We start from the raw sequence: 17,838 nt of genomic DNA on the forward strand, positions 1-17,838 counted from the left end.
ATCATTTTCTTTTTTTACTTATAAATTCCGTAATGGCCCGTTCCATATTCCCAAACTGTTCAAAGAGTTCCATGATCTGACCATGTTCCACCCCATCGGTGAGATAGGCGGCATAGACCTCTGGAGGCACCTCCAAGCGAAAGACATTGCTTTCCTTCCCGATCTTGATAAAGATTTCGGTGTATTTGCGTCCCCCAGTAAGATTGTTTCTAAGGGACTTCAATTGATTTAGATCATGGTTGGACAGGTTCAACCGCCTTACCAGTTCTTTATAGCCCTTCTCGTTCCGTAAACTGTACACGACCTGCGTATTCTCCAGGATACTTGCCGAAGTGGCATTTTCAGGTAACTGGTTGATGGATTGCAAAATGATCCCAATGGCCCCGTTCTGTTTTCGGATGGCCTGGTAATAGAACTCCACACTCTCCAATACATGGGGAAACTTGAGCTGCTTGGCAAACTCATCGAACAGGATAATGCCCCTTTCCGAACGGTTTCGCCAAATGGTGCGTTGGATGGCCGACTTGATCAATTTGAGCATTACGGACAGGATTTCCTTATTGTCACGAACCTCGTCCAGCTCAAAGACAATCAGGCGCTTGTCCTCTATTTTATAGGTCTGGTCTTCTGCCACATGGAACAGAAAACTATACAGTCCTCCATCCACATATTCGGAAAGGATGTGCAAAAAACCATAGACATTGAAATCGGATTCCTGAACCTTTGTATCCTGTATCAGGGTATCCTTGTGCTTATCAACGAACTGATATAGGGAAGCCAAGGAATGCCCCTCCCTGACAGCATCATAATAGCGCAACAACACTTTTTTCAAGGCCACTTCCTTGGATTTGGTCACCTGGTTTTCAGCCAAGAGCTCCAAAAGAAATAGGGCCAGATCTTCCAAGCGTTCAGGGGTCAAATCGGACGGATCGGCGATATAAAAGGGATTAATGCCCAAGTTCTTGCCTTGTTCATAGCGAAGGACCACGTGATCATCGGGATACAATTGGGCAAATTTGGCATAGGAACCCCCTAGATCGATAATGACCAGTCGTACATCCGCCTCAAAGTATTGACGAAGAATGTTATTGGCCAAAAAGGATTTCCCTTCCCCTGTCGGGGCAAAAATGGCAAAGTTCCGGGCCTTGATACGCCGTTTCCCCTCGTCCCATACATCCTTGACCACAGGAATATTGTACTGTCTGTCGTTAAAAACGATTCCTGTTTCATCAGAGCGATAATTGGTATTGTTGATGTACAGACAAAGGGCCGCCTTCAGGTCCATCACAAAAAGATCTTCATTGGAAAAGTTGGAGGCATAACTGGGATAGGAGTTCAAAAAATAATGTTTGCGCTCCTCCCCGTTGGGATGATAGGGTCGAATATCCAATTCCTTCAATTGCGCCTTGATGCCAGAAGCAATGCGCTTCAACACCCCAGCTTCTGTATGCCAAAAAACAATGTTCACATGGCCACGAACGATCCGTGCGGTATCATCCCCAATGATCCTGTCCAAGATATGTTGGACCTTGTTGCGAACCACTTTGTTCTGGGAACCAAAATTGGAGCTCTTGGAGAGTTCCTCAATTTTTTTATCCAATCGTTTACGCCAATGATGGGTATCATCCAGATATAGGATTTGGTTGATGATATGGTTTTCCCCCAATTCCAGTCCCAAACCGTCCAAAAAACCTTTATGAAAACGGAACCCGTCCGAACTGAATTTCCCGTTGGGCACACTGCTCTGAACCGTTTCTCCGAAACATCCTTCATTGTTGATGGCCATCACATCAAAATAATGGTCACCAATTTCCAATGGGCCTTTCCCTAGCTGGATATCCGTATCATAATCAAGATTGAACCCATTGAAATAATTATGGGTATGCTTCAATATGGCTTCAGGTTCCATGGGAACCATTGACACACTTTTGGAGTTGTTGACATAGGATACAGAATCGTTGACGGCGGTCACAAATTCCGATACCTGCACATCCAGTTTACGGTGCAACCCTTTCTCCACTTTTCGAAAGGGATTGACATATTTGGTGGCATTGAATGCCTTGTCAAGTGGAAGTACAAAGAAGAGATAACTCCGATGGTCCAAATGTTCACGACCTACAAAATAATCATGGGTAGCCTTTGCCAGAAAGGTATCCCTTGGAAGGTTCCTAGCATCATAACCCTTCTTTTGATATATATCCTGCTTATGGATAATCGTACCCACAGGCAAGGATTTAAAGGCTTGGAACCACATCCCATGTAGCTTCTCAAAATCCGTTTCAGAAAGAGAGTATATCTCCGGCAGTTCCACCTGATAACACAATACCACATTGCCATTGCTCCCAAAGACCACATGGTTTTGGATATCCAGGATTGGGTGAAATGCATTGAAATTTAATTTAGACATAGTCAAAGGGATTCAACTGTTTTAGGCTTATGGTCTTGGGAAAGGTTTGCATCACCTTCAATTGGAAAGGTTTCTTCACCCACTGCAACAATGCCCCATAGAGCAGGGCATTGAAGAACAGCAGGCCCACGATGACAACAAAATGAAACGAAAAAATGATAATCAAAAGCGAACCGATGACCGACACCATCATCAGGGCAAACAGGGAAATGGGCAGTCCCATGATCATGGCTTGCTTTCGTATATTTCTATAGACCTCGATCCGTTTCATCAGACCACGATTCCGATGAGATAGGTAAAGATGCCCACCACGGCCCCGGCGATCAAAACAAAGACCAAGACCCGAGTAATGCCCCTTTTTAGGTCAGCATTTTCCCCAAAGAAATGTCCGGCATTAAACAGGAAACCCACCAAAAAGATAACTCCCAGGATTATGGGAAAGATGGCCCGAATGGTATCGGAAATATCGTTGACCGAATCCTCGATGCCCCCGATTTGGGCCAAAATGGAACCGGAAACAAATAGTAAAAACAAGGTAATAAAGTAAGATTTTCGCATATCGTAAACGTTTAAGGGTTAGACGATTGTTGATATATGAAAATTAGTAGAATACACATCACACATAACTGAATATCAGTTATTTGTGAATAACATTATAACTGTATCAAAACAGGCTCAATTGGTCTGGAATCCATTCAGATTTAATGAAAAAGCGAACACTCCCTGTTGATAAGTGCCATCTGGTTCCAATCCCTCCGGCCCAAAAACGTCAAATGCGGCTGATCGGCCCATCAAAAAGTGCTGCAATTCACCCAAATTCAAGGCTACATGCTACACCAGCCACAAAACTTTATTTTCTTTTGTCCTTACAGTCCTTATCGAATCCCACCAGGTTAAAAAGTTTCCGCATTCTTGACCTTACCCGGTTCCCATACCTAGCTTCCAGTTCTTGAGCATTGAGATTGGTGGTGGCGTGGGTCTTGATCTTATGATCCGTGAACAGTTCATAGCGTGACAGCAAGATCTCCCCCATGACATTGCATTCCTTTCCAAAATGGATCCCATCGGGTTCCACGCCCAGATCATCAAAACAAAAGGATTGGGAATTCCCATAGTCCCCAATGATCTTAAAGCCCAAATGGTTGAAGCCAAAGACAATGTTCCTGGAGGGAATGACCTTGTAAGGCCTTTGGTGGGGCACCATGAACTTGAACAGTTTCATCAGGCTGGTCTTGCCGCACCCTATCGGACCTGAGAGAAGAAGTCCTTTATCCACATCGATATTTAGCTGTTTACACCGTTCCCGATCCCGGATAAAGTAGAGACTGAGCTTGTACAGCATCTCCCGGTCCTCCCTATGGATCCTGAACTTCTTGCCGAACAGGAGTTTTCCCTTGGCATCGAGGTAGACCAGGATCTTATCGAAATCATATTTGATTTCCCTGCCCTTCAAGGAGCCCAGTTCATAACTTATGGCACCTTCGGTGATGATATGTGGGGCCTTAAAATTCATAGCGGTTCGTTGTAGTCCTTGTCCTTGCTAGTCCGCAAGTTGTCCAGATATGGGACAGTGGGGGTGCGTTTGGCATTGTTTTCTTCGATCTCAAAAACTTTCTTTTTAATTTTTTTCCGTTTCTTCCCGTTAGTAATGTTTTTAGTTGTTTGTATAAGTTTGTTTATAGGTACCAACGCTTGTCCACTGCTTGTCCCGAATTTGGTACGGTACTGGTCCAGGGCTTGTCCAGTACTTGTCCCAAAATCGAACATCTTGATCCGGCTGCCCTTGTAGGGATTGTGGGATGGAGAGTACAGGATATAGTTCCAATGGCTGAGCTCTCGGATGCAGCGGTGATAGGTCGATTTGGATCCTATTTTGGCATAAGCCATGGCCTCTTCCCGACTGATATAGAACTCGGCCACAAAATAGTTTTGGTTCCACAATTGGAAGAGTCCGATATACAGGCTGATATGGGTCGGGTTCAAACGGTTGTCCTTGGCAAACTGGGCAAACACCCCGTTCAGGTGTTTGATATAATTAATGTCCACCATCTTAGATGCGGTTATGGACCTTGTTCTGCTCCAGTACTTCCATGATCTCATGGTATTCATAGTAGAGCACCCCTCCTATCTTTGTATAGGGCAGGGTCCCATTGATCCTTAGGTTTTGAAGGGTGCCCGGGGATATGCCCAAGAGGTCCCGCACCTCATTTGATTTGAGCCATTTTTTGTTGCGTTGTCCCTTTTCGTTCTGCAAAAGGTCCTTGATGTCCTCCAACAGTTCGATCTTGAACTCCCTTAAATCTTCGGTGGTAATGATGGTCGCTCCCATGTGTTTTGTGTTTTAATAGGAAGGGCCACTGCATGATTTTTATGTCATTTGGTGACCCATCCACTGATTTGACTTTCTGGGACAAAACTCAAAAACAAAATTGAAAAAACTTCCCAAGTTGGTACCAAGGTGGGTGTTTTTTTCAATGCATAGGATTTGATGGTATTTGGTTGAATTTGACCTTTGTAAACCTATTGGAAACCTCAGAAAACCCATAATCCTGGCACTATGGCCCATCAAAATGCAAATTCCCAAGTTGGTACCAACTTGGGAAAAACTAAAACTCATTCATCCAGGGAATCCATCCGTTGGTTGAGCATCTCAATGAGCTTGTCCAAAAAGCGGGTCTTACTGGTCTTTCGGGACCGGATATCAATAAAAGTGTGGTAGTAGTTACCGAGGTCCACATTGTAAAAATGTTCAAAATGCGAGGCCAACTCCTTGATGTCCGTGGTACCGCTATTGATGCATTTGCTGGATTGGAGTGCATATAAAAGTTCGATCAGATCGGTCTTGTTTCCGGTCCAGAAGAGTTTTGAAGGTTTTTCCATGGTCATGTTCTTTTGGGGTTCTAAATTGTTTTGTAGGTCATCCACCTCCTTTCTCAGGTACACGATGAGCATGTCATAGGCCATGATCGTGGCCACGGTACCATCCTGACAGGTGGAAAACTGGTCATCGATCAAAAAGTGGAAGGATTCAAGGGGAAGCCTTAGATCTCGGTTCCCCCTAACAAAATATTGTTCGTCCAGGGACATCGCCCCACGACGGTAATAATTATAAAACTCCAGATTATCGTTAAAAAAGGTCTGGAACTTGTCGATCTGAAGTTGTAGGTACTTGATCTGTGCCGTATCATTTCCCCTAGGCCGCTTGCTCTCGATATTGAACAATTTTACATAATAGATCAGCTTACTAAAAATTTGGGGTTTGACATGCTTAAAGAAGTAGATTTCGTCTGCTTGGGTATCAAAGGTCTTGCCCGTAATCTGTTTTTGTAGTTTTCGGATGCTCTTCTCCACAAGTACGATTCCCTTTTCCGCTTTGAAAAGGATATCCCCGTTCCCGCTTTCCAACGAATCCAATTGGCCTTCAAATTCCGATAGCAGCTTTTGGTATTTCATGACGATTTTCCATTAATGCTGGCCTTCCATGATCCCCAGCAATTCCAGGATGAAATTGTCATTGGTCTGGAGATAGGCATATTTTTTCTCTACCGTTGCACCGAGTTTCCGTTTCTCAAAGGCAGCGGTCAACCCAAAATCGATTTTGGGAATGCCCAATCCAATGGCCCGTTCAATGGTCCGGTAGAGCAATTGCCGATAAATGGCAAACTCTTCCAGACCGTCATAATCCATACCCACAAAGGCAGGGACATAGACCTGGTCCAAATTGGTATAGCAGAACATCACGCCCACTATCTTTTCAGGTTTATCCAATGAACAAAGGACAATAAACTCCCACAAATGGTTTTCGTTCATCTTTTCAAACAGGGAGTCTGGAAAGGAAAAGGTATTGAGCCCCAAATTTCTGGACTGCACTTCCCCGAACAAGGATTTGACCTGTTCAAGTTCAGATTTGGATAGCTTAGGAAAAACTAAGGTCTTTGCCCTATCGAGATAGGGTTGGACGTCCTTTCGGAAATGTCTTCTGTTTCTGGAGGACAATCTTTGCAAATAATCTTCTATGGAATCCACCTCGTTCAAGACAACATAACAGGCGTTGGGCATCTGCACCCTTAAAAATCCCTGTCCGTAAAGCGGTTCGTTCCATGGTGTATGTTCACCAAAGTCACGTAACACGGTCATTTTGGCTCCAAACTGCCGCTCCAGTTTTTCCATGGCTTCCAATAGGATGTTCCTTGCCTCCTTGCCCAAGGTATGTGATGCATTCCAATACAGGTGACCTCCTTCCGTGAACAGACAACCGAGGGACAGAACCATGGATGACAAATGGTAGGGATCGCTTTTCCTTTCCTCCTCAATGGCAGCAGAAATTTGTGCCTGTGCCAACATATCATCCTTCCAAAGGGAAAGGGTCACAAACGCCATCAATACGGGTATCCCATCAGCATCCATGATGACCACATATCGGAACAACCAATTATGTTCCTTTCTTGGATTTCCTTGGAATACCTCTTCCAAAAACTTCAGCCCCTCCCAATCGTAAACCCCCTGCCCACCTAAACTTTGGTTCCATGCCTCCTTTTCAACTTGATCAATGGTATCGAATACTTCAACGGTAAGCTCAGAGGATATTTTCGGTCCATTTAGGGGCTTTGGTTCCATATTAAAGGCGTGGAATACCCTTTGGACATCAGTCTGGGTATCTTCCAATGCCTTTGGAAAATGATATTCCATGGCTTCCACCAATGCTTGGATTTCCATTTTTTGGTTATGCCTTGAAATCGTAATCCTTACACCTGTATTCTTTACAGGCACCGCAGGAAAGATACCGAGGTTGACAAAGAAGCCCTCCCCCATCAAACGGTTCACAAAATTGTACCCGGTTTTGGGCATACCGGTCCCGATATAGAACACCGGGGATTCATTCCGATCGATCAAAGGAAGTTCCGTTATCGAAAGGCAATCGTTGAAATAATCGATACGTTCCCTCAATTCTTGTTGAAGCACATAAATCTCCGGGGATAGATGGATTTGTGCCGAGGCCATAGCAGCAGCTACCGAGGCTGGTTCCAATTGGGCCGAGAAGGTCAAGGGCCCACCAAAGGTCTTGATCTTATCGTACATCGAAGCATTGGAACAGGCCAGAACAGCCCCACTGGCCCCAAAGGTTTTGCTCAGTGTCCCGAACAGCAATACATTTTCGGGCAAATCCCCCAGTTGGTCGAGCACATATCCCGTACCATTCCTTCCCACCCAACTCATGCCATGTACATCATCAAAGTAAAAATGGAGCTGGGGATATCTCTCAGCTAGCCGCATCAGTTCATTGACTGGGGCATAGTCCCCATACATAGAATAAATGCCATCGGCCATATACCAGATCCTGCCTTTGGAATGCCGGTATTTTTTGATCTTGTCCTCCAACATTTCCATATGGTTATGTCGTATCATCTCGATGGGCACACTCCGGGTCTTTAGTATTTTGGCCGCATTCTGTACACTCCAATGGACCTGATGGTCCAGAATGATTACGTCTTCATCGTCCACTGCACTGGGAATAACCCCTAAGTGCCCAAGGGTACTGTTTTTGGTAATGACAATGGGATAGCCATACATTTCGGAAATCGAGTTTTCCAGTTCCTCATACAACGGATTGGAGATATAAGATTTGGATAAGGGAAATTGTGTCCCATATCTATCAATGGCCTCTTTGGCGGCCTTTTTTAATCTGGGATCCTGTTCCAATCCCAAGTAACCCGTAGTACCAAAGTGGTACAGTTCCTTCCCTTCTACCTCAATGGTCCTACCCGAAAAGGATGCTCCCCCTGCATAGAGGTGCAGTACCCCTGCGTTCTTGGCATCGGTAAATACCTCATGTACGGTGTTCAAAAAGTTGTGGTGCTTGATCTTTGCCATTTTTGTTTGATTTAAATTGTACTAAAAAGTAATGTCATTTGTAAGATTAGATGCTATTCTATACTGATATACTCCGTTTCAATCAAGCATTATTCCGTTTAAGTCAAGTCAAATACCTTTATTTAAGGGTAATGAATCTATTGACCGAATCGAGTTCCATTAATTTTGTAAATTCAAGGTTTTACCAGTTTTCACCACATGAAAAAATCACATGAAAACAAATACGCCATTTATTTACTGACCGATGAGTTGCTGCACATCATTTACAAAAAAGACCATTGTATCGATCTAAAGGCTGCGCAACTTATCGTGAGGGACCGGATGACGCTTCAGAATGGCCGGGAAATGCCCGTGCTCTGTGATATTCGTGAAGTAAGAAGGGTCAATAAACCGGCCCGGGACTATTTGGCCTTGGAGGGTTCACAATGGGTTAAGGCCTTGGCCTTCCTGATCGATCCCCCGGTAACCGATGTGATCAGCTCCATTTATCTATGGACCCATGCCCAATCGGTCCCCACCCGTTCCTTTGCCAAAAAATCAGAGGCCTTGGCATTTTTAAAATCCATAAAATAAACGATGCTTCTAATCATTTAAAGAGACTCCAGTTATTAACTACTAAACCTGACAACCATGCCGAACAATGACGATTTTAGGGTAAAACGCATCCAACGGATGTTACTGGAAATGGCCCGTGGCAATTTCTTCTACAGTTTGGAACCCACCCATAAAAATGACAATGTCGCATCCTTGGTCGTGATGCTCAATATGGTCAACGAGGAGATCAGGGCCTCCTTTATCCATCAAGGGTTTGCCAACGCACACAACACCCCACAATGCATCATCCAACTTTCCTTTCTGATGGATACCTATGGTACTATAGAAATGGTCACCAATAGTACCTGCTCGCTATTGTCCACATTACCAAAAGAGATCATTGGAAAACCAATTACCGATTTTATGACCGAGGGTTCCCAAAAAGTATGGGCGAAGAAGATGGTCAAACATTTGAAAAGGGAACGTTCTGAAACTGTCCAGTTTTTGGAGTTTATATCCAAAGACGGGCTATTGTTAGGTAAGGACTGCCATATATCAGTATTCCGATCTTTGGACGGGAGTGGGCAGAAAATACTATTGGACACGGTTTTCTTCTCCAAGGGAGAGCCCTTTGGGACGGAGTTGCCCAAAAAGACGCTTAAAGTGACCAAGGGCATAAAAGAGCCCAAAGTCACGTTGACCCCTGAGGATATTGAAATGATCCGGGATGTCCATGATATGATCATCAACAACTTGGACAGGGATCTACCCTTGCTAAAAGATCTTGCCCTACAAATGGGCACCAACGAATACAAATTGAAGTATGGGTTCAAGCAACTCTATGGCACTACCATATTTCGGTTCCTGACCCATGAACGTTTAAGAAAGACGAAGACATTGATCCAGCACAGCAACTTATCCTTGAAAGAAATCGCGCATTTGACCGGCTTCAAGAGTGCGGCCCATTTCTCCAGGGCATTTAGGGACAAGTATGGTAAATCACCCAGTGATTTGAGGGGGTAACACCCTCAAAATGGGCAAATTACTCCGTTTGCGTCAAGGAATGCTCCGTTTCAAGTAAATCCGACTCCCGAACTTTGTCATATCAATCCAAAAGATATGCCAAACCGAGGAATATACCCGAAGCTTATTAACCTATTCAGCCTTTTGTTGACTTTGCTGTTCGTATATACAGCTACAAGCAAATTGATTCACTTGGACACCTTCCAAACAAGATTGGAACGAATGCCCTACATTTCATCCTATGCCACTTTAATCTCATGGATTGTGCCCTTTCTCGAATTGGTGATCGCCGGCCTCCTTTGGTTCCAGAAATACAGAAAAGTGGCTTTATATGGTAGTCTGGTCCTTTTGGGAGTTTTCACAATCTATATCCTCGTTGTTTTAAACTATAGTGATTCCATTCCCTGCAGTTGTGGCGGGATCATTTCGACCTTGGGATGGAGGGCCCATATTTTGTTCAATACCACTTTTATGATCATGGCATTGTTAGGAATCATTTGGTATCACAATGACAACATTATACAAACACATCAAAATACTACGTAGGGAAAGGGGAAGCCGAAAACCTAGAAAAGAGTAGGCATTCAAGAATTAATATGATGTATTATGAGATCTAATTTTTTAAAACTTGTTTTACCGGCCTTCGCCATTCTATTGGCGGTTGGCCTTGCCTTTGCCACTGAGGACAACACAATTGCCAATGAAGGCTATTACTTAGATGATTTCGGTAATTGGATTACGGTGACTGTAGAGCCTGAATGCTTTAACGGCGGTCAAATTGCATGTACCTCCGATGGGCATCAATTGTACGCTGAGAAATCAACAAGCAGTTTCCCATTGGCCAAAAATTGATTTGTTGAACCTATCAATGTAAAAGAAAGGTGCCTTTTTCAAGGCACCTTTTTGACTAATTCAAATACCAGCCATGGCTTGAGATGTAAACATCCATGGCATATTTTCAAGGTCACTGCAACACCTCATCGATATTTTTCAGGCACAATTTCCAATGGCCAATATTGGCTACATTCCCATTCCTTTTTAATCCTTTTTCAAGAACTGCTTTTAAATCCAATAACTGTTGGAACAGAAGACCCTTCGAATAATCCGTGGGGACCAGAAACTTTTCGCTCGGGGTCAACCCTATCCTCTTTCTTTCCAAGTACCCGATCACCCCGTCAATAAAGGTCATTTGTATCTCTTGCCTTCTTAAATCCACGAGGCCCATGTCGTGATAAGCCTCCCTGAACAGTTCCGATTGTACTTTAGAAAGATAGGTGCCGACCAATCCTTGCCTACCCAGACTGATCTCAAGTTGTTCCAATCGTTTCAAGCGGTGTGCCATAATCAATTTCATCACCAAGGATTGTTGATACCGCATTACCAGATCGGAGTTTGTAGAGTATTTTAGACCATCATGAAAATTAGGATGGGTCAACCAACGAGGAGGATCAAGGACTTGGGTTATCAAGAAATCCAAAGCTTCCATCTGGGTTTCCCATGGAATGGGTTCATAAGGGTTTCCCAGTTGGTTGACAGATTGGTACTGTACCTTATAACCACCTATAAGACTAAGAACGTACTTCATTTGATTGTTCCACAACTCAATGGTTCTTTGGTAAAGCCCTTCCAACCTAGAGTTATCCTTTTGACCCTGGGTAGCTTTGGGTATAAGTTCCATGACCCTTTGCATGTTATTCAAGGCCATTTCCGTACTTCGAACAGGGTTATCGGTTTCTACCACCTCATTGGTGAAGGCTGGTCCCACGTCCTCCAATTGATTGATGTTGAACCGGTACCATGGTACCGAATCCTGCCAAAGGACCATTTGTTCCAACAGGGCTTCCGACTGCTCTGGTGCCATTGTTTCAGGAAATTCCGTGTAGGCCCATTGTATATGATAATGATCGGCAGGACCCACCCTCTGGATCAATTGGGATGGCGGGATACCATCTTTTGGCTGGGGAAGGTTGTTGACCCTCGTATAGTTCATCACACTGGGGGTATAGCCCATGTGCCGCAACCAAAGACTATCGTTCATTTTGTCCCAAGGATAGGTGGATTCCCCAAAATTACCGTCCAACATCCCAAAGACATGGCCAGCTTCATGGGCAGCGATCTCTTGGAACAGGGACCCCACTAGTTTATCCGGGAATGGGAACCGTTGTGCCCTCTTGTCCAATGGAGCGGCCCTTACAAAATATTTCTCCGAAACGCTTTGCACGGAAGCACCCATAAAGATATCCCCTCTCAAAATTTGCCCCGACCTTTCATCAACGATATATCCAATGGTCCCACCAAAATCCTCATCTTCCATCCCTCTGGTGTATTTACTTTGATTCCAATACACCACATTGGAATGGATGCTATGGGCCTGCCATTCATCCAGGCTGTCCGTCTCTTTGACCACCAAGGCATCTTTAAAACCTGCCGATTCAAAGGCGGGCAACCATTCTTCAATTCCGGCCTTGATATAGGGTCGCCATTTCTTGGGCACTTCCGGAGAAATCAAAAATCTAATAGGTTTGTTCGGGACACTTATTTGTTGGTCCTTGAATTTTTTTTCAAGTCGCCATCGGAGGATATTGGCCGGTCGATTCTTCAACGCAAAATGAAAGCCACCATCTTGCTGCTCATTAAAAAATCCCATGCGATAATCAAACCGTCTTCCCGTCATCGGGCTTCCTAAGACACTAAACCCATAGAACAGGGGAACCGACACCTTGGCTTCGGACTTGACCATACCTCTTCGGACCTTGATAAGGACTTCATCTTCCCTATTGTTGGAATCCAATATGATTGACATGTCCGCAATGGCACTTCCAATGGAGACTCCAAACTTTTGGGGCCATTCGATGTCCTGACGCAATATAAGGTCCGTGATATTGACCGAATGCCCCCCTTCTTCCCCATGGGTCTTCGCAATGGGCAGAATGGCCAGGACATTGTCCTTGAGCGTAATTCGTTTCGCTATGGGCAGGTTAATACCCGCATCGGATGCAATACTTTGTTGTTTGAAAAGAATTTTATCCTTGTGCAATGACCAGACCACCTGCATATAACTGCGTCGCATCCTATCATAGCAAACGAACAACATAGGATGGTCCAAAAGTGCATCCGGAATGGTCAGAAATAATTGATTTCCTTCCATAAAGGAGGTCAAAAATGGATCGCCCCCATGCTTGACATGGGTAAAATTATCTTTTGGTGACCCAGGCATCTTAGCGGCCATCTTTACCGAAAAGTGAAGGAACAACAGGATGAGCACTATGAATTTTCGCATGGTATTAATTCTGAATTAAATGGATTTTTCAATGGTCTAGTATCCCGTATTTTGAGGCAACAAGTTGGGGTTTATATCCAGTTCAGCTTCTGGTATGGGAAGCAATACATCCGTAGCTTTCCAATTGGTCTTTTGGGATCCCATGACAGCATTTGCCCTTTCGGTCCTTTTCAGATCAAACCATCTATGCCCTTGCTCCGTAAAGAGTTCAACCCGCCGTTCCTGCATAATGGCTTCCAAAAGCTCATTTGTTGTACTTGCCGAGGTTTCCGATAAACCCGCACGGTTTCGAATGGAATTGAGGTCTGTCTGTGCCCCAACAATATTTTCCAAATGGGCCCTTGCTTCTGCACGGATCAAGTGTTGTTCCGCCGATCGGAATAAAATGGAGTATTCCAATGAGGTGGTTTCATTGCCATCGGCCTTATATTTATGTGCGTAATACAAGGTTAAGGTTTCATCGGCATCCGAGGCACTGGCAACCCAATGTTCCAATCTTAAATCATCGGCTTCAAAGGCCCCAAACAAGGCATCTGTCAAGGCGTAATTTTGACCGGGTACGGTAAGAATGATCAACTGTGCCGCCTCCTTGGTATTATTGCCCACCTCTGGTTTGAGCTGCCAAATGGTTTCAGGGGAATCTTTAAGAAAAGTTCGATCCAAATCAAATTCCAATGGGAAAGCAGAGATAAGTTCCGTGGCCATTTCTTCAGCCATCTCCCAATTTTCAACATATAGATAAATACGGGACAATAAGGCCAAGGCCACATACCGATCGGGTACTACCCGCTCATGGGCAACCGGTTCAAATCCATCCAAAAGCACAATTGCCTCCTTAAGGTCAGCAATGATTTTCCCATACACTTCGGCTTCGGGCATACGTGATATCCGATTATTCTCCAAATAATCGGTTTTGGTGATATAGGGTACATCACCATAAAGTGAAACCAATACACTGTGTATATATGCCCTAACAAACAAGGCCTGTCCCATAGCCCTGTTCTTTTCCATGGTGGAAAGGTCGGATGAATTCTCTACACCGGCAATTATAGCATTGGCTCCATAGACCAAATCGTACGCTTGTCTCCACCAAGCCATGATCAGATCGTTTGCCGCCACCACATTATGGTTATACAATTGGAGGAAATCGGCATTGAATCCATAATACTCCAATTCATCACTGTAAATCCCCATCGCTGGGGTCAATCCAAATGTACCGGACACCAAACCCTGCTGTTCCCTCATACTATAATACAGATCGGCCAATGCCGACTCCAGGGTGAGCGGATCTTCAAAAACGGTTTCCGAGACCAATGTGTTCCTTGGTGGATCTACCTCCACAAATTCCGAACAGCCGGACAACAGCAATCCAAACAGCACTAGAACAAAGCCAGAAGCCATAATGACCGGATGTGTTACCGAACCTATTGACCTCCTTGGTTTATTTGAATAATTTATTACGATTTTCATACTTCTATTTTTAAATTAATAACTGACTTGAATACCTAGTGAAATCTGCCTCAATGGTGGCAGTCGGAGACCGGAAGATTGTTCGGGGTCAGGCCCATTATAGTCGGTGATGGTCCAAAGGTTCTGTCCTTGCAGATAGACAGTGATATCCAGCCCATCCCTGAAGGAAGGGACATTATAGTTTAAGGACACATTCCTCAAACGGATGAAGGAACCATCGGAGATGGCCGCATTGCTCTCCATTCGGAACCCATCAAGTCCACCTGTTGGGGCCAAACCGCTGAAAGCCCTTTGGACGGACACCATATCACCGGGATTCTGCCAACGATCATAAAGCTCCACAGGGGCATTGCCCTTGAACCCAGCGGTAGCCCGAAATCTCGTGGTATTGTAGGCCTTTTGTTTCTTGAACTGGAAAAAGGCATCCAAAGTAAAGTTTCCAAGCCGTATGGTATTTCCCAAACCACCGTAAAACTTTGGGGCCAGATCTTCGATCCCTTGACGGTCCCCAGAACTACTGATGACATCATCCCCATTGAAATCCTCAAACTGATATAAACCTGTCTCTGGATCAACACCTAGAGCGTTAAAGACCTTGACAATGGTCAAGGGTTCCCCTATAACGTATCGGTTGGCAAAGGTGGATGTTTCCAAACCGTCAAACGCCACCAATTTATTTTTAGGTACGGTCAAGTTGAACGTCGTGGTCCAACTTAGGTTCCGGGATTTGATATTGTTGGTTCGCAGCTCTACTTCAAAACCGGTGTTTTCGACCAGGGCATCAAAATTTCCCGTCAATTCGGTGAAACCCGTAGTTGCGGCCAAGGGAATCCCGACCAATTGATTGGAGGAACGGTTCCGGTACCATGCTGTATTGAGTAGCAATCGGTCATGGAAGAATCCCAATTCCAAGGCAGTTTCCAATTTTCGGTTTTCCTCCCAACCGAACTGTGGATTGAAAATTCCTGTTGGTTCCAAGACTATGACCCCATTATAATCATTACCGTTTACGGAATAGGCATCCAGATATCGATAATCCCCAACATTGTCACTACCTGTGGTGCCATAGCTAGTACGTAATTTACCATAGCTCAAGGGGGAATTCTCACCAAAAATATTTTCCTTGGAAAAAATCCAGGCCAGACCCACGGCTCCAAAATTCCCAAACTGTTTCCCGGGTCCAAAACGGGAAGATCCATCCCTACGCCCGGTCAGGTTGAGAATATAGCGCTCCAATAGTTTTAGGTTTACACGCCCAAAAATGGCATTATACCTGTATTCCACATCCCTATCGGAAATAACCTCCAGCGTTCTGGCCGCGGCTAAATTGCGTATCAATCCATTGCTTGGAAACCCCTCCCCCCTTATGACCGTTTGGTCGGTGGATTCCTTTTGAAAGGTGGTCCCCACAAGCATATCCAAGGCAATTGGACCCAGCCCTTTTTTCCAATGAAGTTGTGGTTCCAAAATCCAAGACTGCCGTTGGGAATCATTTGTGATCAGATTTGAATAGCTTTGGGGAGTTAGGCCCAATCTTGGGTTTCTGGCTGAACTGGGCATCGTCCGATAACTGTCCAATCGATAATTGGTGAACCCAAAACTGGACCGAAGTTCAAGATCTTGTAGTATGGAATAGGAGATAACAGAATTGGCAATTAAAGTATTGGATTTTGCCACATAAGTTTCCTCCAAGGCCGCAATGGGATTATCCCAAGTATTGTTTTCCCAATTGATGTTTCCCTCCCCATCAAATAAGGCCGGGGCATTTGGTTCCAAGGAATAGGCCTTGGAAGTGAAGTCAACCCCTGGCAATCGGTTTCTTTCACTGGAATAGTTTATGGATAGGTTGACCCCGAACTTACCATTATCCGAACTATGGTCCACTTGGCTGCGAAGGCTCCCTCTTTTATAGTTGGCATCCCCTGGAAAAACGGTGGTTTCCTTTTGATAGGCCCCACTGACCAAAAAATGCGTGTTCTGTGCCCCACCGGAAACCGAGAGTTGGGCATTGTTGCGATAAGCCGTACCTCCTATAAGCTCCTTTTGCCAATCAGTATATCGGTCATTGTCCCAAGATTTGAGGTCCGGCCAAACATAGTCGAAGGCTGGGTTCTCCAAAAAGGAACCGTACCCATCATTGATGACCGCTTCCTCCCTCACTTCCAGATACTGCTGAGTATTCATCAGGTCCAAAAAGTGGGAAACCTTGCCTAGAGAGGAGCTCACATGGGCATCGAAACGGGTCTTCCCGGCCTTTCCCTTTTTGGTGGTGATCAAAACAACGCCATTGGCACCACGGGAGCCATAGATGGCCGTGGCATCCGCATCCTTCAACACTTCTATGCTCTCAATGTCATTGGGGTTGATGGCATTGAGTGGACTGATGTTTGCACCGAGTATTTCAGATGAGACCCTTAAAGCTCCCAACGATTGGGATCCAAAAGGCACTCCGTCAACAATAAACAGGGGATCGGAAACCCCATTGATGAAATTCCTCCCTCTGACCTCAATGGAATATCCTCCTCCGGGAACCCCGGTACTTTGTACAATGTTCACTCCGGACAGATGTCCCTGCATGGCCGCCAGGGGATTGGCCACGGGTTGTTTTTCCATCACATCGGCCTTGATGGTGGCGATGTTTCCCGTACGTTCGCGCTCGGACACGGAGTAATAACCCGCATTGAGCACGACTTCCCCCAAAACGGTGACATCCTCTTCCAATTGAACAATAACTTCCCCTCGACCCGCAATGGGTACAGTATGGGATTTAAAGCCCACCATGGAAAAGATGAGCACATCAGTAGGACCCGCATTAATGGAAAAGGAACCATTTAAATCGGAAATAGTCCCGATATTCTTGGATTCCACCACAAGGTTCACCCCGGCCAAGGGATTCCCCGAAGTATCGGTCACGGTGCCAGAAACAGTGGCTTGTGGTGGTTCCAAGACTGTGCCCGCCTGCATTGTGCTTGCGAAAAAGGGCATTAAAAAGACATATAGGGGCATGAACAGGAAAACCCTGTACATGCGTGATATTGATTTTTTCATAAATTGAGTTCGTTTGATTTCTTTGTTAGTTGTTCATCACACTACCCAAAAAAGCCACGGGAAAGTCGTAACTTCCAGAAGGGCATCAAGGTTCGGACAAAGGCCATCCTGTCCAAAGGGAAAAAGTCCGTGGAAATGGATTCCTTAACCAAAAAAAGACCATGATTTCGTGCTGGGTCGGTTCCCCAAAAAGTGTAGTCGTAAG

15 protein-coding genes are annotated in these 17,838 nt (G+C 44.9%); 4 read left to right on the forward strand and 11 right to left on the reverse strand.

The window, feature by feature from the left end; translation table 11 throughout:
• Position 1 precedes the first annotated feature (1 nt).
• The 8 genes from J0654_RS07585 to J0654_RS07620 form a co-directional block, all read right to left on the reverse strand.
• Positions 2-2,407 (reverse strand): TraG family conjugative transposon ATPase, encoded by a 2,406-nt coding sequence (locus tag J0654_RS07585; RefSeq protein WP_207027311.1) that lies wholly within the window; start codon positions 2,405-2,407, stop codon positions 2-4.
• Positions 2,400-2,678: a hypothetical protein gene (locus J0654_RS07590; protein ID WP_207027313.1), complete on the reverse strand. Its 279-nt coding sequence runs from the start codon at positions 2,676-2,678 to the stop codon at positions 2,400-2,402. The genes J0654_RS07585 and J0654_RS07590 overlap by 8 nt, the downstream gene beginning before the upstream one ends.
• Positions 2,678-2,965, reverse strand: coding sequence for a hypothetical protein (locus J0654_RS07595; RefSeq protein WP_207027315.1), 288 nt, complete (start codon positions 2,963-2,965; stop codon positions 2,678-2,680). The genes J0654_RS07590 and J0654_RS07595 overlap by 1 nt, the downstream gene beginning before the upstream one ends.
• 292 nt (positions 2,966-3,257) lie before the next feature.
• Positions 3,258-3,920: an ATPase gene (locus tag J0654_RS07600; RefSeq protein ID WP_207027335.1), complete on the reverse strand. Its 663-nt coding sequence runs from the start codon at positions 3,918-3,920 to the stop codon at positions 3,258-3,260.
• Entirely contained in the window at positions 3,917-4,507 is a 591-nt protein-coding gene (locus J0654_RS07605; RefSeq protein ID WP_237685905.1) for a hypothetical protein, read from the reverse strand. The genes J0654_RS07600 and J0654_RS07605 overlap by 4 nt, the downstream gene beginning before the upstream one ends.
• On the reverse strand, positions 4,458-4,736 hold the full coding sequence (locus J0654_RS07610) for a helix-turn-helix domain-containing protein (RefSeq protein ID WP_036379020.1): 279 nt from the start codon (positions 4,734-4,736) through the stop codon (positions 4,458-4,460). The genes J0654_RS07605 and J0654_RS07610 overlap by 50 nt, the downstream gene beginning before the upstream one ends.
• 284 nt (positions 4,737-5,020) lie before the next feature.
• Positions 5,021-5,860, reverse strand: coding sequence for an RteC domain-containing protein (locus J0654_RS07615; RefSeq protein ID WP_119618892.1), 840 nt, complete (start codon positions 5,858-5,860; stop codon positions 5,021-5,023).
• A 12-nt stretch (positions 5,861-5,872) separates the two neighbouring features.
• Positions 5,873-8,278 carry an aminotransferase class I/II-fold pyridoxal phosphate-dependent enzyme gene (locus J0654_RS07620; RefSeq protein WP_207027337.1) on the reverse strand — a complete coding sequence of 802 codons (2,406 nt, stop codon included), beginning with the start codon at positions 8,276-8,278 and terminating at the stop codon, positions 5,873-5,875.
• Positions 8,279-8,476: 198 nt separating this feature from the next.
• Here J0654_RS07620 and J0654_RS07625 point away from each other — a divergent pair, with 198 nt between their 5' ends.
• From J0654_RS07625 to J0654_RS07640, 4 genes are all read left to right on the forward strand, one after another.
• Entirely contained in the window at positions 8,477-8,851 is a 375-nt protein-coding gene (locus J0654_RS07625; protein WP_207027339.1) for a DUF7793 family protein, read from the forward strand.
• A gap of 57 nt (positions 8,852-8,908) precedes the next feature.
• Positions 8,909-9,835 carry a helix-turn-helix domain-containing protein gene (locus J0654_RS07630; protein WP_207027340.1) on the forward strand — a complete coding sequence of 309 codons (927 nt, stop codon included), beginning with the start codon at positions 8,909-8,911 and terminating at the stop codon, positions 9,833-9,835.
• A gap of 96 nt (positions 9,836-9,931) precedes the next feature.
• Complete coding sequence (locus J0654_RS07635; protein WP_207027342.1) at positions 9,932-10,381, forward strand: MauE/DoxX family redox-associated membrane protein; 450 nt, start codon at positions 9,932-9,934, stop codon at positions 10,379-10,381.
• A gap of 60 nt (positions 10,382-10,441) precedes the next feature.
• A complete protein-coding gene (locus tag J0654_RS07640) occupies positions 10,442-10,687 on the forward strand; it encodes a DUF6520 family protein (protein ID WP_207027343.1) in 246 nt (81 codons plus the stop codon).
• 112 nt (positions 10,688-10,799) lie between these two features.
• Here the strand turns inward: J0654_RS07640 and J0654_RS07645 are convergent, their stop codons facing one another.
• The 3 genes from J0654_RS07645 to J0654_RS07655 are packed head-to-tail and all read right to left on the reverse strand — an operon-like array spanning position 10,800 to position 17,633.
• Positions 10,800-13,115, reverse strand: a complete 2,316-nt coding sequence (locus J0654_RS07645) for a zinc-dependent metalloprotease (protein WP_207027345.1) — start codon at positions 13,113-13,115, stop codon at positions 10,800-10,802.
• 36 nt (positions 13,116-13,151) lie between these two features.
• Positions 13,152-14,585 carry a RagB/SusD family nutrient uptake outer membrane protein gene (locus tag J0654_RS07650; protein WP_207027347.1) on the reverse strand — a complete coding sequence of 478 codons (1,434 nt, stop codon included), beginning with the start codon at positions 14,583-14,585 and terminating at the stop codon, positions 13,152-13,154.
• 15 nt (positions 14,586-14,600) lie between these two features.
• Positions 14,601-17,633: a SusC/RagA family TonB-linked outer membrane protein gene (locus J0654_RS07655; protein ID WP_207027349.1), complete on the reverse strand. Its 3,033-nt coding sequence runs from the start codon at positions 17,631-17,633 to the stop codon at positions 14,601-14,603.
• Positions 17,634-17,838 lie beyond the last annotated feature (205 nt).

The organism is Flagellimonas profundi (assembly GCF_017313275.1).
In the GTDB taxonomy this organism is placed as follows: Bacteria; Bacteroidota; Bacteroidia; order Flavobacteriales; family Flavobacteriaceae; genus Flagellimonas; species Flagellimonas profundi.